At 71.2% G+C, this 15,803-nt stretch carries 18 protein-coding genes and 1 tRNA gene; 11 read left to right on the top strand and 8 right to left on the bottom strand.

The window, feature by feature from the left end:
* Nucleotides 1-38 precede the first annotated feature (38 nt).
* The 5 genes from R0146_RS08735 to glp are packed head-to-tail and all read right to left on the bottom strand — an operon-like array spanning nucleotide 39 to nucleotide 3,994.
* A complete protein-coding gene (locus R0146_RS08735) occupies nucleotides 39-950 on the bottom strand; it encodes a hypothetical protein (RefSeq protein ID WP_317688789.1) in 912 nt (303 codons plus the stop codon).
* A 25-nt stretch (nucleotides 951-975) separates the two neighbouring features.
* A complete protein-coding gene (locus tag R0146_RS08730; protein ID WP_317688787.1) occupies nucleotides 976-1,674 on the bottom strand; it encodes a GNAT family N-acetyltransferase in 699 nt (232 codons plus the stop codon).
* Nucleotides 1,671-2,186, bottom strand: a complete 516-nt coding sequence (locus R0146_RS08725; RefSeq protein ID WP_317688785.1) for a MogA/MoaB family molybdenum cofactor biosynthesis protein — start codon at nucleotides 2,184-2,186, stop codon at nucleotides 1,671-1,673. The genes R0146_RS08730 and R0146_RS08725 overlap by 4 nt, the downstream gene beginning before the upstream one ends.
* A complete protein-coding gene (moaC, locus tag R0146_RS08720) occupies nucleotides 2,183-2,665 on the bottom strand; it encodes a cyclic pyranopterin monophosphate synthase MoaC (protein WP_317688782.1) in 483 nt (160 codons plus the stop codon). The genes R0146_RS08725 and moaC overlap by 4 nt, the downstream gene beginning before the upstream one ends.
* 6 nt (nucleotides 2,666-2,671) lie before the next feature.
* The gene (glp, locus tag R0146_RS08715; RefSeq protein WP_317688779.1) at nucleotides 2,672-3,994 is read right to left on the bottom strand and encodes a molybdotransferase-like divisome protein Glp; all 1,323 of its coding nucleotides are present in this window, start codon (nucleotides 3,992-3,994) and stop codon (nucleotides 2,672-2,674) included.
* Between the two features lie 20 nt (nucleotides 3,995-4,014).
* On the opposite strand from glp, the gene R0146_RS08710 reads away from it, so the two are divergent.
* From R0146_RS08710 to trxA, 9 genes are all read left to right on the top strand, one after another.
* A complete protein-coding gene (locus R0146_RS08710; protein ID WP_317688777.1) occupies nucleotides 4,015-4,692 on the top strand; it encodes a 5-formyltetrahydrofolate cyclo-ligase in 678 nt (225 codons plus the stop codon).
* A gap of 149 nt (nucleotides 4,693-4,841) precedes the next feature.
* Nucleotides 4,842-5,168 carry an FmdB family zinc ribbon protein gene (locus R0146_RS08705; RefSeq protein WP_317688774.1) on the top strand — a complete coding sequence of 109 codons (327 nt, stop codon included), beginning with the start codon at nucleotides 4,842-4,844 and terminating at the stop codon, nucleotides 5,166-5,168.
* 87 nt (nucleotides 5,169-5,255) lie between these two features.
* On the top strand, nucleotides 5,256-6,143 hold the full coding sequence (gene ppk2 / locus R0146_RS08700; RefSeq protein WP_411567131.1) for a polyphosphate kinase 2: 888 nt from the start codon (nucleotides 5,256-5,258) through the stop codon (nucleotides 6,141-6,143).
* Nucleotides 6,144-6,192: 49 nt separating this feature from the next.
* Nucleotides 6,193-6,864, top strand: coding sequence for an SAF domain-containing protein (locus R0146_RS08695; protein ID WP_317688770.1), 672 nt, complete (start codon nucleotides 6,193-6,195; stop codon nucleotides 6,862-6,864).
* A gap of 95 nt (nucleotides 6,865-6,959) precedes the next feature.
* Nucleotides 6,960-7,907: an SIS domain-containing protein gene (locus R0146_RS08690; protein ID WP_317688768.1), complete on the top strand. Its 948-nt coding sequence runs from the start codon at nucleotides 6,960-6,962 to the stop codon at nucleotides 7,905-7,907.
* 2 nt (nucleotides 7,908-7,909) lie between these two features.
* The gene (locus tag R0146_RS08685; RefSeq protein ID WP_317688766.1) at nucleotides 7,910-8,629 is read left to right on the top strand and encodes an iron-dependent transcriptional repressor DtxR; all 720 of its coding nucleotides are present in this window, start codon (nucleotides 7,910-7,912) and stop codon (nucleotides 8,627-8,629) included.
* Between the two features lie 7 nt (nucleotides 8,630-8,636).
* Nucleotides 8,637-9,743 (top strand): hypothetical protein, encoded by a 1,107-nt coding sequence (locus R0146_RS08680; protein ID WP_317688764.1) that lies wholly within the window; start codon nucleotides 8,637-8,639, stop codon nucleotides 9,741-9,743.
* Nucleotides 9,744-9,795: 52 nt separating this feature from the next.
* Nucleotides 9,796-10,584 (top strand): class I SAM-dependent methyltransferase, encoded by a 789-nt coding sequence (locus R0146_RS08675; RefSeq protein ID WP_317688761.1) that lies wholly within the window; start codon nucleotides 9,796-9,798, stop codon nucleotides 10,582-10,584.
* 261 nt (nucleotides 10,585-10,845) lie between these two features.
* Nucleotides 10,846-11,205 (top strand): thioredoxin, encoded by a 360-nt coding sequence (gene trxA, locus R0146_RS08670; protein WP_317688760.1) that lies wholly within the window; start codon nucleotides 10,846-10,848, stop codon nucleotides 11,203-11,205.
* Between the two features lie 75 nt (nucleotides 11,206-11,280).
* Here trxA and R0146_RS08665 read toward each other — a convergent pair.
* A tRNA-Arg gene (locus tag R0146_RS08665) sits at nucleotides 11,281-11,356 on the bottom strand.
* A gap of 105 nt (nucleotides 11,357-11,461) precedes the next feature.
* Here R0146_RS08665 and R0146_RS08660 point away from each other — a divergent pair.
* Nucleotides 11,462-12,883 (top strand): UTP--glucose-1-phosphate uridylyltransferase, encoded by a 1,422-nt coding sequence (locus R0146_RS08660; RefSeq protein WP_317688759.1) that lies wholly within the window; start codon nucleotides 11,462-11,464, stop codon nucleotides 12,881-12,883.
* Nucleotides 12,870-13,247 (top strand): hypothetical protein, encoded by a 378-nt coding sequence (locus tag R0146_RS08655; RefSeq protein WP_317688757.1) that lies wholly within the window; start codon nucleotides 12,870-12,872, stop codon nucleotides 13,245-13,247. Before R0146_RS08660 ends, R0146_RS08655 begins: the two co-directional genes overlap by 14 nt.
* Nucleotides 13,248-13,281: 34 nt before the next feature.
* Here the strand turns inward: R0146_RS08655 and R0146_RS08650 are convergent, their stop codons facing one another.
* Nucleotides 13,282-14,625 (bottom strand): HNH endonuclease signature motif containing protein, encoded by a 1,344-nt coding sequence (locus tag R0146_RS08650; protein WP_317688755.1) that lies wholly within the window; start codon nucleotides 14,623-14,625, stop codon nucleotides 13,282-13,284.
* A 14-nt stretch (nucleotides 14,626-14,639) separates the two neighbouring features.
* Nucleotides 14,640-15,695 (bottom strand): IS110 family RNA-guided transposase, encoded by a 1,056-nt coding sequence (locus R0146_RS08645; RefSeq protein WP_317688753.1) that lies wholly within the window; start codon nucleotides 15,693-15,695, stop codon nucleotides 14,640-14,642.
* Nucleotides 15,696-15,803 lie beyond the last annotated feature (108 nt).

Genomic DNA, 15,803 nt, shown 5'->3' with positions numbered 1-15,803 from the left:
CTCTAGCACCCGATCGCCGCGTCCCCAAAACCGGCGGGTCACTCCCCCACAGCGCGCAGCTTGGGCCTCCGGGACGCCCGATCGACACGCGCTCCGTCCCGCTGGCCCTGGCCGTCGGCGGTCACCGGAAGGTCGCCCTGGGCCTTGTCCATCGCCGCGTTGAGGTCGGGGCTGGCCAGGTCGATCGTCCGTACGCTGCGGGCCGCGATCGGCCGCTGGACGTACGTCGGGGCGGTCACCGGCAGCGGCTCCCACAACGAGGGCGCCACGTCGCGGCGCGGCAGGTCGTCGAACAGCGGCTGCCGCACCGACACCACGTCCCGCGAGGTGCGCGAGGCGTCCGAGCCCGGCTCGGCGGCCGCACCGGCGGCGCGCAGCTCCTCGCGGCTGATGGCGAGGGTCCGTTCCTGGTTGCCGGTCCGCAGCTCGGCGATCCGGCGGTCCAGCTCCCGGTCCACCAACACCACGCTCACCCGCAGGGCGACGAAACCGAGCACCAACAGCGCCCCGGCACCGATGAACCAGCCCCACGGCCACCTGAGGACCAGGCAGCCGACGATCAGCAGCAGGTCGACCACGGCCAGTCCGAACACCGCCCGGCGGCGGATCCGTACGGCGGCGTGGTCGATCCGTCGCAGCCGGCTCAGCTCGGCGTGCCGGGTGAACCGGGTGGAGATCTCGGCACGGGCGAACTGTTCCCCGTCGGCCCCCACCAGGGGCACCGAGGCCGGTCCCGGGGATCCCGCCACCCCGGCCTCCCGGCCGGCGGCGGAGGCCTCACCGTCGCGAGAGTCGTCGCGGGAGCGGAGGATGCGTACGGCACCGCCGATCTGTTCGGCGGGATCTCGCACCTCCTCGTCGACCGAGCGGGGGACGGACAGGAATTGCGGCACGCCGAAGGCCAGCCATGCCACGGCCACCACAGCGATGATCACTCCCGTCAGTCCCACACCCCGAACCGTACGGGGTGAGCCGTTACCTGCCTGTGATCCTCGGCGGAGTGTCGGGCGAATCGTCCACCAGACCGGCCACCCGGCCCGTCGCCGCGAGCCGACCGACCAGCCCGCCCGGCCCCACCTCGTCGGCGTTCAGCGCGTACACCAGGTGGTCGCGCCAGGCGCCGTCGATGTGCAGGTAGCCGGGGCGCAGCCCCTCGCCGCGGAAGCCGAGCTTCTCCACCACGCGGCGGCTGTTGACGTTCTCCGGTCGGATGACGATCTCCATCCGGTGCAGGCCGAGCGGGCCCAGGCAGTAGTCGGTGGCCATCGCCACGGCGAGCGGGATGATCCCGCGCCCCGCCCAGCGCTCGTCGACCCAGTAGCCCAACTGCGCCCACTGCGCGGATCCCCGGGTGATGCCGGAGACGGTGAGCTGTCCGGCCAGCACGCCCCGCCCCCGCGGATCGCCCTCGTCGACCGGGTCGTACCAGACGATCCACGGCAACGTACGTCCCCCGGCGGCCTGCCGGAGCAGGTCGCGGGTCATCTCGGCGTACGTGCCGGGCGCCCGGGTGCCGGAGCGCGGCGGGACGGTCGCCTCCCAGGGACGCAGCCAGGCGTCGTTGCGGTCGTGGACCTCGGTCCACGCGCGGGCGTCACGGCGCCGGATCGGACGCAGCGCGACCCGCCCCCGGTGCAGCGACACCGGCCAGGCCGGATCGCCGAGCGTGCTCACCCCTCGTCCCTCGGGTGGTCGTCCCTCGGGTGGTCTCCGCCGCGGATCTGGTCGAGGGCGTGGAGGAGCACGTCGCCGAGCACCGACATCCCGTCGGCGACTCCGCCCCTCGAGCCCGGCAGGTTGACCACCAACGTCCGTCCCGCCAGCCCGGCCAGGCCACGACTGAGGATCGCGGTGGGCACGCCGTTGCCGACCCCGCGGGTGACGACGGCGGCGGCCAGGGCGGGCAGCTGACGGTCGAGCAGCGGGGCGGTCTGCTCCGGGGTGGTGTCGGTCGGGGACAGTCCGGTGCCGCCGGTGGTGACCACGACGGCGGGTCCCCCGGCGAGGGCCTCGCGCAGCGCGGCGCCCACCGGGGGTCCGTCGGCCACCACGACGGGGTCGGCGCACTCCAGGCCGAGGGCGCGCAGGCCGGCCACCACATCACGGCCGGAGCGGTCCTCGTACGTTCCGGCGGCGGCCCGGGTCGAGCAGGTGATGACGACCGCCCGAGGGTTCGCTGTGGTCACGTCAGGCTCCAGTCGCCGCTGCGGCCGCCGGCCTTGGCGACCACCCGGACGTCGGTGATGGTGGCGTGCTTGTCGACGGCCTTGGTCATATCGATGACGGTGAGCGCCGTGACGGTGACCGCGGTCAGCGCCTCCATCTCCACCCCGGTCCGCGAGGTCGTCCGGACCGACACCTCGATCCGGACTCCCTCGTCAGCCACCTCGAGGTCGACGGTGACCGCGCTCAACGGCAGCGGATGGCACAGCGGGATCAGGTCGGCGGTGTGCTTGGCCGCCTGGATCCCCGCGATCCGGGCCACGGCGAGTGCGTCGCCCTTGGGCAGGGTGTCGTCGCGCAGCGCCGCCACCGCGGCCGGGGCGAGCCGGACCAGGCCCCGGGCCGTCGCGGTGCGGGTGGTCACCGGTTTGCCGGAGATGTCGACCATCCGCGCAGCGCCCCGCTCGTCCAGGTGGGTCAGCTCGGTCTCGTCCTGGGTCATGCCGCCTCACTCATCGTCGATCATCCAGATCTCCACCGGGTGGCCGGCGTCGACCACCTCGACGCCCTCCGGGATGACCACCAGGGCGTTGGCCCGGGCCAGATCGCCGAGCTTGTGCGACCCGCCGCCACCCATCGGGGTGACGTGCCGGCGGCCGTCGGGAGTGCTGGTGACCAGGCCACGCTGGAACTGGGTCTTGTTCTTCGGGGAGCGGATGATCGTCCGGGTGAGCGCGTGGGTGGTCGGGCGGACCAACGGCTGCACGCCCATCATCTTGCGCAGCACCGGGCGGACGAACACCTCGAAGGAGACGAAGGCGCTCACCGGATTGCCTGGCAGCATGATCACCGGGGTGCGGTCGTCGCCGATCAGGGCGAAGCCCTGCGGCTTGCCGGGCTGCATCGCCGTCCGGCAGAAGTCGGTCGGCCCGAGGCCCGGCATCACCGCCTTGACCACGTCGCGGTCGCCCTCGCTGACACCACCGGTGGTGAGGATCAGGTCGGCCCGGACCAACTGGTCGGAGATGGACTGGGCGACGACATCGGGGTCGTCGCTGACGATCCCGACTCGGAAGACCTGGGCGCCCTCGCGGCGGGCCAGCGCCGCGAGCATGAACGAGTTGGAGTCGTAGATCTGCCCCTCGGCCAGCTCGAAGCCGGGCTGGACCAGCTCGGAGCCGGTGGAGATCACCACCACCCGGGGGCGGGGGCGGACCAGCACCTGGTCGATGCCGATCCCGGCGAGCATCCCGATCTGGCGCGGGCCGAGTTGGTCACCGATGGAGGCGATGTGGTCCCCGACCGCGATGTCCTCACCGACATGGCGGATGTTGGCGCCCACCTCGGGCGCGTGCAGGAAGGTCGCGGCCTGCGAGCCGCGGTCGGTGTGCTCGTACGGCACCACCGCGTCCGCCCCGGGCGGCACCGGCGCGCCGGTCATGATCTTGACCACCGTCCCCGGCTCGATCTCGTCGCCGGCAGGGTCGCCGGCGGTGATCGACCGGCTGACCGGCAGGACGACCGGGTGGGCCCGGGAGGCCCCGGCGAGGTCCTCGGCGCGCACGGCGTAACCGTCCATCGCCGAGTTGTCGAACCGCGGCAGGTCGAGATCGGCGACGATCTCCTCACACAGGCTCAGCCCGGCCGCGTCGAGCAGCGTCTGCCCGAAGGCCGGCAGCTCGCGGACCATCGACAGCAGGTAGTCGCGGTGCTCCGCCACCGGCCGCAGCCCGTCGACGTTCGGCTCGGGGCGGCGGGGCAGCCCGCGCCTCGGCTCGGGCTCGACGGTCACCTCGTCCTCGGTCTGCTTCTTCCGATGGAACAGTCCCATGCCCGTAGGATAAGCGAGTGGTGTCCCGTTCCCCTTCCACCCCCGATGACCTGACCGACGCCGACCTCGATGCGCTGGGCCGCGCCAAGGACCTGCTGCGCGACGCGGTGGTGACCCGGCGAGGGATGCGGACCGGCGCCGAACGGGAGCTGGACGACGCTGCCCGATTCGGTCACCTGCGGGACCTGCTCGGCGACGGGGTGGGCCCGGATCTGGTGGTGGCCGCCTATCTGTCGGTGGATCCGGAGCCGTCCACGCTCGGCATCGTGGAGTGGCTGCACCAGCGTCACGTACGGGTGCTGCTGCCGCTGCTCGGCCGCACCGCCGACGGCACCCGCCGCACCGGCCCTGACTGGGCGGTCTATCGCGGCACCGATCGACTCCGGCTGGGCGCCCGCGACATCCCGGAACCCACCACCGCGGCCCTCGGTCCGGGAGCGATCGCGGAGGCCGAGTTGATCCTCTGCCCGGGGCTGGCGGGCACCCGGCGCGGCGAGCGGCTCGGCACCGGCGGCGGGTGGTACGACCGGGCGCTGGAGCACGCCGGTCCGGAGGCCGTCACCTGCCTGTTCCTCAACGAGGACGAGCTGATGCCGGTGCTGCCGATCCAGCCCTGGGATCGGGAGGTCGACCTGATCGTCGTGCCGTCCGGGCTGGTCAATTGCGTGGCGGTCCGCGACGCGGATCTCGATCACTGAACCTCGGCCACTGAGCCGGCGGACGGGCCCGGCGTGCCGCCGACCGGGACCGATCGGGACGGCCGGGAACACGCCGGGGTCAGAATGACGTTACCCCGGGCGGTATCCTTCTGGATCGTCCCCGTCCCCCACCCGAACGAGATGTGCCGATGCCCCGTTACCAGTACCACTGCACCAGCTGCGGCCGCGACCTCGAGGTCCGCCAGTCCTTCACCGAGCCGGCCCTGACCGTCTGCCCCGAGTGCGAGGGCACGCTGCGCAAGGTGTTCAACGCGGTGGGTGTCGTGTTCAAGGGGTCCGGCTTCTACAAGACGGACAGCCGTAGCGGGTCCAGCGCCTCGATCCCGGCCGGGAAGGGCTCGTCGGCCGACTCTTCGTCCGGCACCGATTCCCCCGCCGCGACGTCGGACAGCTCGGCCGGGTCCTCGACGTCGTCCGCGCCGGCCACCGTGGGCGCATCCGCCACGACCGACTGACCCCTCGGGCGCGATGCCGGCGTACGGCCGGCGTACGGTCCCGGCACGATGGTCTGGACAGGGCAGCCTTACCCCTACGCTGGTGCCATGCAGAACATCAGGGAGTTCATCGATACCCTGCATGCCCAGGGCTACACCGTCCGCGACGACCAGGGGTCCGACCCTGACCTGATCGATCCCGGTGGTTCGGCGGTCGAGACCTGGCGTGAGGACTATCCGTACGACACCCGGATGACCCGCGAGGAGTACGACGTCGAGAAGTACCTCCTCCAGATCGAGTTGCTGAAGTTCCAGTACTGGACCCAGGACAACAACCTCAAGCACATCGTGGTCTTCGAGGGCCGCGACGCGGCCGGCAAGGGCGGCACGATCAAGCGCTTCCAGGAGCACCTCAACCCGCGGTACGCGCGGGTGGTCGCCTTGGCCAAGCCCTCCGACCGCGAACTCGGCCAGTGGTACTTCCAGCGCTATGTCCGCCACTTCCCGACCACCGGTGAGATCGTGATGTTCGACCGGTCCTGGTACAACCGGGCCAATGTCGAGCGGGTGATGGGGTTCTGCACACCCGAGGAGTACGAGACCTTCATGGAGCAGGCGCCGCTGATGGAGCGGATGCTGATCCAGTCGGGCACCTCACTGACCAAGTTCTGGTTCTCGGTGACCCAGCACGAGCAGCGGACCCGCTTCGCCATCCGCCAGCTCGACCCGGTCCGGCAGTGGAAGCTGTCCCCGATGGACATCGCCTCGCTGGACAAGTGGGAGGACTACACGGAGGCGAAGGAACAGACCTTCCTGCGCACCGACACCGACTGGGCACCGTGGACCACGATCAAGTCCAACGACAAGAAGCGGGCCCGGATCAACGCGATCCGCTTCTTCCTCAACCAGTTCGAGTACACCGGCAAGGACACCGACGTGGTGTTCGCGCCGGATCCGAAGATCGTCCGTCGCGGCCGGGACGCGGTCGGCGACTGAGCCCTGTGGACAACCGCCGCTCCTCCCGGCGGTTGTCCCACACCCCGGTATGCCGACTGCTGCCGAGGGCTCTTCCTCCCTGGTGTCCTGGATCCGTTCCGTACGCCGCTTCGTGTCCTGGCACCGCCGCGCCGTCGCGGCGGTGTTGACGTTCGTCGCAGTGCTCGGGGCACTCCGGGTGCTCTCCGCGCCCGACCCGGGCGGCACTGCGGTGGTCACCCTGGCCGCCGACGTCGCCGGCGGCAGCCCGCTGACCCGCGAGCAGCTGGTGCAACGGTCCGTGCCGGTGGACCTGGTGCCGCACGGTGCCGTCGTCTCGCTCGACCAGGCCGCGGGACGTACGCCGGCCGGTCCGCTCGCCGCCGGATCGATCCTCACCGAGGCCGCACTGGTCGGCCCCGGCCTGTCCGGGATGACGCCCGGGCGTGTCGCGGTGCCGGCTCGGCTCGCCGACGCCGGGATCGTCCGGGTGCTCCGGGTGGGCGACACCATCGAGGTGATGGCGACCGACCCCGGCACCGGGGAGGTCCGCCAGGTGGCCGCCCGGGCACGGGTGGCCGCGATACCCACCGCGGGCGACGACGGGTTGTTGTCGGGCGGCTCGGCCGGGTCGGGCGAGGACGTGCTGGTGCTGCTCGACGTGACCACCGCCGAGGCGGAGGAGGTGACCCGGGCCGCGGCGACCGCCCGGCTCAGTGTCGTGCTGCCCGGCACGCCGTAGCCTCTTCGCAAGAGTCCTCTCCCCCTCGCCCCACCTGCCCGTAGGGTGAGGGAGGAGGACAGCAGAGGCCGGGCGGACCGGAGCGGAGCGATGCGATGAGTTTCTACGTGGCCGACGAGATCGCCTCGCAGCCCGATTGTTGGGCGCGGGCGGTCGACCTGGTGGCGACCGTGGCCGACATGCTGCCCCGGCCCGGGGAGCGGGTCGCGTACGTCGGCTGTGGCACCGCCTGGAACATCGCCCAGTCGATCGCCTGGCTACGGGAGGATGCCGGTCAGGGACAGAGCGACTCCTTCGTGGCGAGCGAGTTTCCCGCCCGACGGGCCTTCGATCGTGTCGTGGTGCTGTCCCGCTCCGGGGACACCGTCGACGTCGTGGCCCTGCTGCACGAGTTGGCGGACCGGGTGCCGACCCTGGCCTTCGTCGGCGCGGAGGACTCCACCATCGGCTCACTGTGCGACGCCCACATCGCGCTGCCGTTCGCCGACGAGGCCGGCTACACGCAGACCCGGTTCGCCACCAGTGTGCTGGCCCTGCACCGTGCCTGGCTCGGCCACGACATGGGCCCGGTGATCGACCAGGCGCGAGAAGCGCTGCGGGAGAAGCTCGACGAGCGCCATGTCGCCGCCGAGCAGATCACCTACCTCGGCACCGGGTGGACGATCGGGCTGGCCGAGGAGGCCGCGCTCAAGTTCCGGGAGAGCTCGGCCAGTTGGGCCGAGGCCTACCCGATGCTGGAGTACCGACGCGGCCCGATCACCGTCGCCCAGCAGGGCCGCCTGGTCTGGGTGTTCGGCGCGGCGCCGGAGGGGCTCGGCGAGCAGATCCTCGACACCGGCGCGACCCTGGTCGAGTCCCGTCGGGATCCCCAGGCGGAGCTGGTCGTCGCCCAGCGGCTCGCCCTGGGCCGGGCGATGAAGCTCGGTCTCAATCCGGACAGCCCCCGCTACCTGCGCAAGCTGCCCGCCGGGCTGGTCGACCCGGTGCTCGCCGCCGCGGTGGCCGCACACCGGGACCGGCTGGCGGGACCGCCTAGGATGTAGCTGTGAGCGACCTCATCGACACCACGGAGATGTACCTGCGAACCATCTTCGAACTGGGCGAGGAGGGGATCGTCCCCATGCGCGCGCGGATCGCCGAACGTCTGCACCAGAGTGGTCCGACAGTCTCCCAGACCGTGGCCCGGATGGAACGCGACGGGTTGCTGACCGTCCGCAACGACCGCCACCTGGAGCTGAGCCCGGCGGGCCACGAGCGGGCGATGCGGGTGATGCGCAAGCACCGACTCGCCGAGCGGTTGCTCTCCGACGTGATCGGCCTGGACTGGGAGCTGGTCCACGACGAGGCCTGTCGCTGGGAGCATGTCATCTCCGACGAGGTGGAGCGCAAGCTCGTCACCATCCTGCACGCCCCGGTCGACTCGCCGTACGGCAACCCCATCCCCGGGCTCGACGAGCTGGGCGTCACCGAGCAGGCCGAGCACGACGAGTCCACCGCGGTCAACCTGGTCGACCTGCTGGGCCGGCGGCCGGGCGCCGGCCCGAACGGCGCGGTGCGGGCCGTCGTCGTACGGTTCAGCGAACAGTTGCAGACCGATCCGCAGGTGCTGCAGACCTTGCACGCCGCCGGCGTCGCCCCCGGCACCACAGTGCAGGTGTTCCCGGCAAACGGCGGCGTGGCCCTCGTCCCCGACGGCCATCCCGGCTGCGAACTCGCCCGCGACGCGGCATCGTTCGTCTTCGTCGCACCGGACGGGGCCGCGTGATCGGGTGATGACCGCCGCCCACCCGCCGCTGCGCCTACCGGAAGCCGTCATCGCCCTGGTCCGCCATCATTGGTACGACGCGGCCGCCTCGATGCTGGCCGTCCGGGCCGCCACCCCCCAGCCGGGTGACGATCGCAGCCGGATCGACCGCGCCGGACAGCTGGCGATCGCCGCGAAGCGGGTGCTCGACCTGGACGCCGAGGACTTCGGCCCGATCGCGGCCGGCTTCCACCAGCCCTGGGCCGCCTCCCTGGCCGCCGCACGCTTCCCCCTCGGTCCGCGAGAGGCGAACCGGGGCGCGCTCGGGTCCCTGGTCCCCCTCTACGAGCTGATGCTCGAGGTGGTCCAGCACCGTTCGGCTCGCCAGGAGTCCCTGCAGGTCGTCGTCACCGCCCACCTGATCGGCGAGTACCTCGGACACCTCGCCTGGGAGGGCACCCTCGGGCACGCCGGTGACCCGGCCCGGATGCGGGCCTCCACCGACGGACTCTGGGGGACCGATGACCCCGCCTGTCCGCACAATTCGGCGCAGCGGGCGACGGCCAAGCGGTCGCTGAACGCCTGCGACGGCGACGTTGCCGGCTACACCGCCTACCTCGACCGGTTCCACTCCCGGCTCGGCGACGCCCTCTCGGTCTGCGCGATGAACCACGACACCGTCGAGGCGGGCGAGCGGCCCGATGTCGGCGAGACCTGCCCATCCCCGTGCGGCTTCGCGCTCCGCCGCGGACTGGCCCACCGTCGCCATCTCGACGCCCGGGTGCGGCTGGCGAAGATCTACCAGGACTCCCGGATCGTCGCGCTGCGCCACCACGCCCCGGTCGGGCACTTCTTCGGTGTCCCGTCGGTCGCCGAGATCTCCGAAGCGTGGCTGCACACCTGGGACAAGCTCACCCAGCAGTGGCCGGACGGCAGCAATCCACTGCTGGCGCCCGACGCCCCGCGCGTCGCGGTCCCTGACGAGGCGCTGCCCGGGTTGTCGGCCCTGGTATCGGCGGTGGCCGACCGCCCCATCGGTCCCGGCCACGTGATCGAGGACATCGGCGCGGATGTCATCGCCGTGTTCGACGAGCCTGGCGGCGCGCCGGCCGCACGATCCGGGCAGGTCCTCTGATGGCGGTGTCCCCCGACGTCGGACGCGGCACCCGCATGGCAGAGTGGGCCGCATGAGTGTCTTCTCGCGGCGAGCCGACGGAGTCGACTGGCACCGTTACCTGAGCCAGTTCCACCGCGAGCACGTCGGGGCGATCGAGGAGCTGCTGCAGCGGATCGAGTCCGGTGGCCGCAGCCCCTACAGCTGGCTGGCGCGGGCGATCTCCGAGTCCTCGACCACGGTCCTCGACCTGGCCTGCGGGACCGGCGGGGTGGGCCGGGAGTTGGCCCGGCCCGGACGTACGGTCATCGGCGTCGACATGTCCGGTTTCGAGCTGACCGAGGCCCGGCGGAGGTCCCCGGACGGGGTGTTCCTGCGGGCCGACGCCCGCCGGCTGCCGCTGCGCGACGGCAGCATGCAGGCCGTCGTCAGCAGCCTCGGGTTTGCCGTGGTCCGCCCGATGCCGGTGCTCGCCCGGGAGGTGGAACGGGTGCTGGCGCCCGGCGGCGTGGTCGCCATCATGTCCCCGTCCTGGCAGTCGGTGCAGTTGCACGACATCCCGGTCGTGTCGAAGGTGCTGTCGATCCTCCACTCCACGCCACACTTCCCCTCCGGCCGGTCCCAGCCGGGCCTGCCGTCACTGTTCGCGGCGCACGGGATCCGCAAGGTGGAGGATGCGAAGGAGCGCTACACCTACACCGTACGCACCCGCGAGGACGCCGAACGACTGCTCGAGGCGCTCTACCTCCCCGGTGTCGCCGCCGGCCGGATCAGCCGTGCCATCGACACCCTGACCGAGACCGCTGGGCACCGGCCGGTCCGCATCAGCGTGCCGATGCGCCGTTTCGTCGGCATCAAGTGACGCCGACGCCCCGGCGTCCGCGGTTCGGCAGGGGCGGCATCCCGGCTACGCTGGGGGCGTTCCCGCCCGATCGGCCGGTCGCCGGAGGCGACGGCACGTCGTACGAAACGGCGGGAATACCGGGGGCGCCCTTACTGTTGCACTCCCGTACGGCGATGCTGCCGCCTGCCTGACCCGACGAGACAGCCTGACCCGACGACACTGCTTGATCGACGACACCGCCGTGCCCACGCGCGACCGCCGAGGAAACGAGAGACACCCATGGCCACCACGAACCTGACCACCGACGACTTCATGAAGACGGTCGACGAGAACGACATCGTCCTCGTCGACTTCTGGGCCGACTGGTGCGGCCCGTGCAAGCGCTTCGCCCCGGTGTACGAGAAGGTCTCGGAGGAGAACACCGACATCGTCTTCGGCAAGGTCGACACCGAGGCCGAGCAGGAGCTGGCGATGAACTTCCAGATCACCGCCATCCCGACCCTGATGGCGTTCCGCCAGGGGGTCCTGCTGTTCAACCAGGCGGGCGCCATGAACGGCTCGTCGCTGAAGTCCCTGATCTCCCAGATCAAGGAGCTCGACATGGACGAGGTCAAGGCGCAGGCCAAGCCGATGGCCTGAGCCGTTCGCCCCGTTCGGGGCCGGATCCTGCGAGAGGGTCGCCACTGTCGACAGTGGCGACCCTCTCGCTGTGCATGGCGGCCCCGAGAGGATTCGAACCTCCGACGCACGGTTTAGGAAACCGTCGCTCTATCCCCTGAGCTACGGGGCCACGACCTTCCCAAGGGTAACCGACACCCGGGCGGGGCCCGGCAGACACCACGGACCGATCCGGCGTACGCGCCACCGGCGGTTCGCCGTTCCCTAGACTGACCCCATGACCAACGAAGGCCTGGCACAGGCACAGCGGAAGATGCGCAGCGCCGGGGTGGCCGAAAACGCCATCGCTGTGTTCAGCCACTACTACGAGCAGCTCGCCGACGGCAGCACCGGGATGATCCCCGAGGAGTCGATCAGTCCGGTCGACGACCTGCCGCGGCTGGAGGACCTGCCCGCCGATGCCGTCACCCCGTCAGCGGGCGCCCGACCGGCCCTCGGACGTACGGTCATCATCAAGCTCAACGGCGGTCTCGGCACCTCCATGGGCATGCAGCGGGCGAAGTCGCTGCTGCCGGTCCGCGAAGGGCGTACGTTCCTCGACCTCACCGTCGCCCAGGTGCTGGCGGCCCGCGCCGAGCAGGGCGTCGATCTCCCGCTGGTGATGATGGACTCCTTCGTGACCAGCGCGGACACGATGGCGGAACTGTCCTCCTCCCCCGCGGTGCGGACCGCCGGGCTGCCGCTGGAGTTCGTGCAGAACCAGGAGCCGAAGCTGCGCGCCGACGATCTCACCCCGGTCGACTGGCCGGCGGCCCCGGAGCTGGAGTGGTGCCCGCCCGGCCACGGCGACCTCTACACGGCGCTCGAGGGGTCCGGCATGCTGCGCCGGCTGCTGGACGCCGGCTACCGCTACGCCGCCGTGTCGAACGTCGACAACCTCGGCGCCTGCCCGTCCGCCGAGCTGGCCGAGTGGTTCGCCGGCACCGGCGCGCCGTTCGCGATGGAGGTGTGCGAGCGGACCCGGTCCGACCGCAAGGGCGGCCACCTGGCCGTACGGAAGGCCGACGGCCGGCTGGTCCTGCGCGAGGCCGCGCAGACCGCGGCCGCGGACAAGGAGAGCTTCGCCGACATCTCCCGCCACCGATACTTCAACACCAACAACCTGTGGCTGGACCTGGTGCAACTGGCCGACGCGCTGGCCAGCCGGAACGGGGTGCTCGGACTCCCGTTGATCTGCAACCGCAAGCACGTCGACCCGACCGATGCGTCCTCACCGGAGGTCGTCCAACTGGAGACGGCGATGGGGGCCGCGGTGGAGGTCTTCGAGGGGGCCGCCGCCATCGTCGTCCCGCGCAGCCGGTTCCTGCCGGTGAAGACCACCAACGACCTGCTGGTGCTGCGCTCGGACGTCTATCGGGTCAACGACGACGGCACGCTCGATCGGGTCAGCCCCGCCACGCCGCTGGTCACCCTCGACCCCGGTCACTACCGGCTGATCGCCGACTTCGAGCACCACTTCCCGCACGGGTCACCCAGCCTGCGCGATGCCGGCTCGCTCACCGTCGAGGGCGACTGGATCTTCGGCCCCAACGTCATCGTCCGCGGCGATGCGGTGCTCCCGCCGACCGACGAGCCGAGCCGGGTGCCGGCCAGCAGCATCCTGGACAGCACGACCGGGCGCCCGTATGCGCACCGGTGACTCCGGCTGGCACCGCGCCCTCGCGTACGCGGTGTGCGGGGAACTGATCGATCTGCCCGATCACCGGGCGCCCGACCCGGCTGTGCTGGCCGAGGAACTGGCTGCGGCCGGCTGGGATCGCACCGCCCTGCGTCGTCACGCCCGCGACGCCCGGGACGCCGGCTCCGCCTGGCCACACCGGGTGCCCCCGGATCTCATGGCCGGACTGTCGGCGGCACAATTCGCCGCGGCACTGCGGGCCGTCACGCTGGAGTGGCGGCTGGCGCCCGCCGCACGACGGGTGAGGCACGCCGAAACGGACCGCCCGTCGGCCGCCGATCAGCGGTTGCTCCGCGATCTGCCGCCGCATTTCGGGAAACTCTGATCGCTCCCGCTGTCTGGTCCTTCGACTGGTCGGTTCATTGGCGTATGCGGGTGGTGCCGTGGTTGGTGACGATGAAGTGTTGCCCACGAGGCGTGTGCCAGTGCCACTCACCGGGTCGAGGCTGACTCAGCCGGTACCCGCCGTGGGTGCGAGCCCGGTGCGCGGTCCGGCCGAGCGGGCCCAGGTTCTCCGGTGAGGTAGGCCCGCCGCGCCCCCACGGGACGGTGTGGTCCATATCGGCCCGACGCGCGGTAACCGTGCCGTACGGGACGACCTCGACCGGCTGAGCCAGCGTCACCTGTTCGCGCATCCGGTCGGGCACCTCGTACGCATCCACCGGCACCGAATCGGCATGGTCGATCACCCGGGTCAGCCGCACCCTGCTGTGGATGAGCAGCCCGGCGAGAGCAGTCCGGCCGAGCGGGCCACCACCCTCCACCCGGGCCAGGTCGGCGTCCGGAGTCGTGTGCACATACAGATGCACCACCGGCGTCTGATCAGGACGGCCGCCACGGGCGAGGATCCCCAACGCCCGGGCGCGGCGAGTGTCCAGATCGTCACCGTCCCCGGCAGCGGCGAGCTGGGCCGCCATCACCGCCAGAGTCCGGTCGAGCTGGACCGCATCGGCGGCATCCAGCACACCGAACACGTCACAAGCCCCGCCCGTCCCCGGACGGGGATAGACACCCAGCCGACGCCGATGACGAGCCTGCCCCTCCCGGTCTGCCGTGGCGGGGTCAGCAGCGGCGATCTCCCCCTCCAGCAGGCGTTGAGCCCGGGCCCAGGACAGCCCAGGCACCACCTCACCGATCCGATCATCGATCCACAGACTCACCCGCAACGGCAGCCGGTGACACCGACGAGCAACCTGCACCGCCCGCCACACCGGAATGTGACCGTGGACCATCTGATTCCACAACCGAGGATGACGCCACTTCAGATCCAACGCGTCGGAGATCACCAACCGGGCCCGGTCCGGCGCCAATCCCAACGCCCCACCCACCTCCAGATGCAGGAACTCCGGCACCACCGGGGTCCCCTCCCCACCCAACGGAACGGTCTGTTCCCGGTCGACCGGCCCCGCCGCCTCAACCAGATCCGCGATCAAGGCGAGTTTGCGGATCTCCCCGAACCGGATCAACGCCTCCACCTCGGCCAACTGGCCGACATGATCGGCAGGATCCTCCGGCAGACCGTACCCAGCGGTCACCGCCACCGGATCCCCCTCACCATCGTCCAGAGCCGAGCCGAGCAGGGTGACCATCACCCCGTCACGGACCAACTCCGCACCGTCCGCAACAGGCAACGCCACCGACGGCCGGCACAACCCCGGCCAATCCGGCAACCCCGGCAACGCCGGCGCACGCTCCTCATCCATGAGTTTCTCCTATGTCAAGCGGCTGCCGGAAGGCAAGCCCCCGGGACCGATTGCTGGGCGTTCTTGAGGGTGGTGAAGACCAGGCGGACGAGTTGGCGTTTGAGGCAGCGCAGGGCCTCACGGTTGGACATGCCTTCAGACTTCTTCTTCTCGTAGTAGGCCCTCCCCAGACTGTCCTTGAGACGGGTCTGGGTGAGGGCGATCCGGTGGATGGCGCAGTTGATCTGGCGGTTGCCCGAGCGTGTCATCCTCACCCTGCCCGCGGTCCGGCCCGACCAGACCGGGATCGGAGCGATCCCGGCATGACGGGCCAGTTGGGCCTCATGAGCGAACCGGTCGACCCCGCCAATCTCCCCAACCAGCTTCGCCGCGGTCAGGGCCCCGCAACCGGGCAGGGCGACCAGTTCGGGAGCCCGCTGCCCGACCAGGGTGCTGATCCGTTTCTCCATCGCATTGATCCGCCCGGTCAAGGCGATCACGTCGTCCAGTTCCTCGCCAGCCAGCTCGGCCACGATGCCGCTCTTTCCGGCCAGCCAGACCGCCAATGCCTGCTGGTGCCTGGCCCGGTCCAGCCCGGCAGGCTTCAGCGGATACTCGGGGTCGAGCTCATGAACCCGCCAACGCAGGCTGTTGATCGTGGCGGTGCGCTGCTTGACCAGCGTGTCACGCCGGTCGACCAGCAGCTTCAGCTCCCGTGCCGCCTCGTCATGACAGGCCCGGGGCAGGCCCGGCTCGGCCAGCGCGGCCCGCGCCACGGCCAGCGCGTCGATCGGGTCGGACTTGCCGCGAGTGCGAGCGATCGCGCGAGCCTGGCCCATCATCTTCGGCGGAACCCGCACCACCGCCTGACCGGCGCCCAACAGGTCCCGCTCCAGACGCGACGACAGGTGACGGCAGTCCTCGATGGCCCACTCCAGCTCGTCACCGAACTCCCGGCGGGCCCAGCCCAGCGCCTTCAGATGCCCGTCCGTGGTGGCCTGGACGGTCACCTGGCCCAGCTTGCGGCCACCCTGATCGACCGCGACGAAGGTATGGGTCTGCTTGTGAACATCGGCTCCGACGACAACCATGGTGGTTGCCTCCTTTCACCCTGATCAGTGAGGGACGGTCGGGCCGGTCGGCGGACACATCTCAGTGGGGGCGGTGCCACGCTCCTATCAAGTCACGCCGGCCGGTCC

It is taken from the genome of Raineyella sp. LH-20 (assembly GCF_033110965.1).
Lineage (GTDB): Bacteria > Actinomycetota > Actinomycetes > Propionibacteriales > Propionibacteriaceae > Raineyella.
This window is presented reverse-complemented; position numbering and strand designations above follow the sequence as displayed.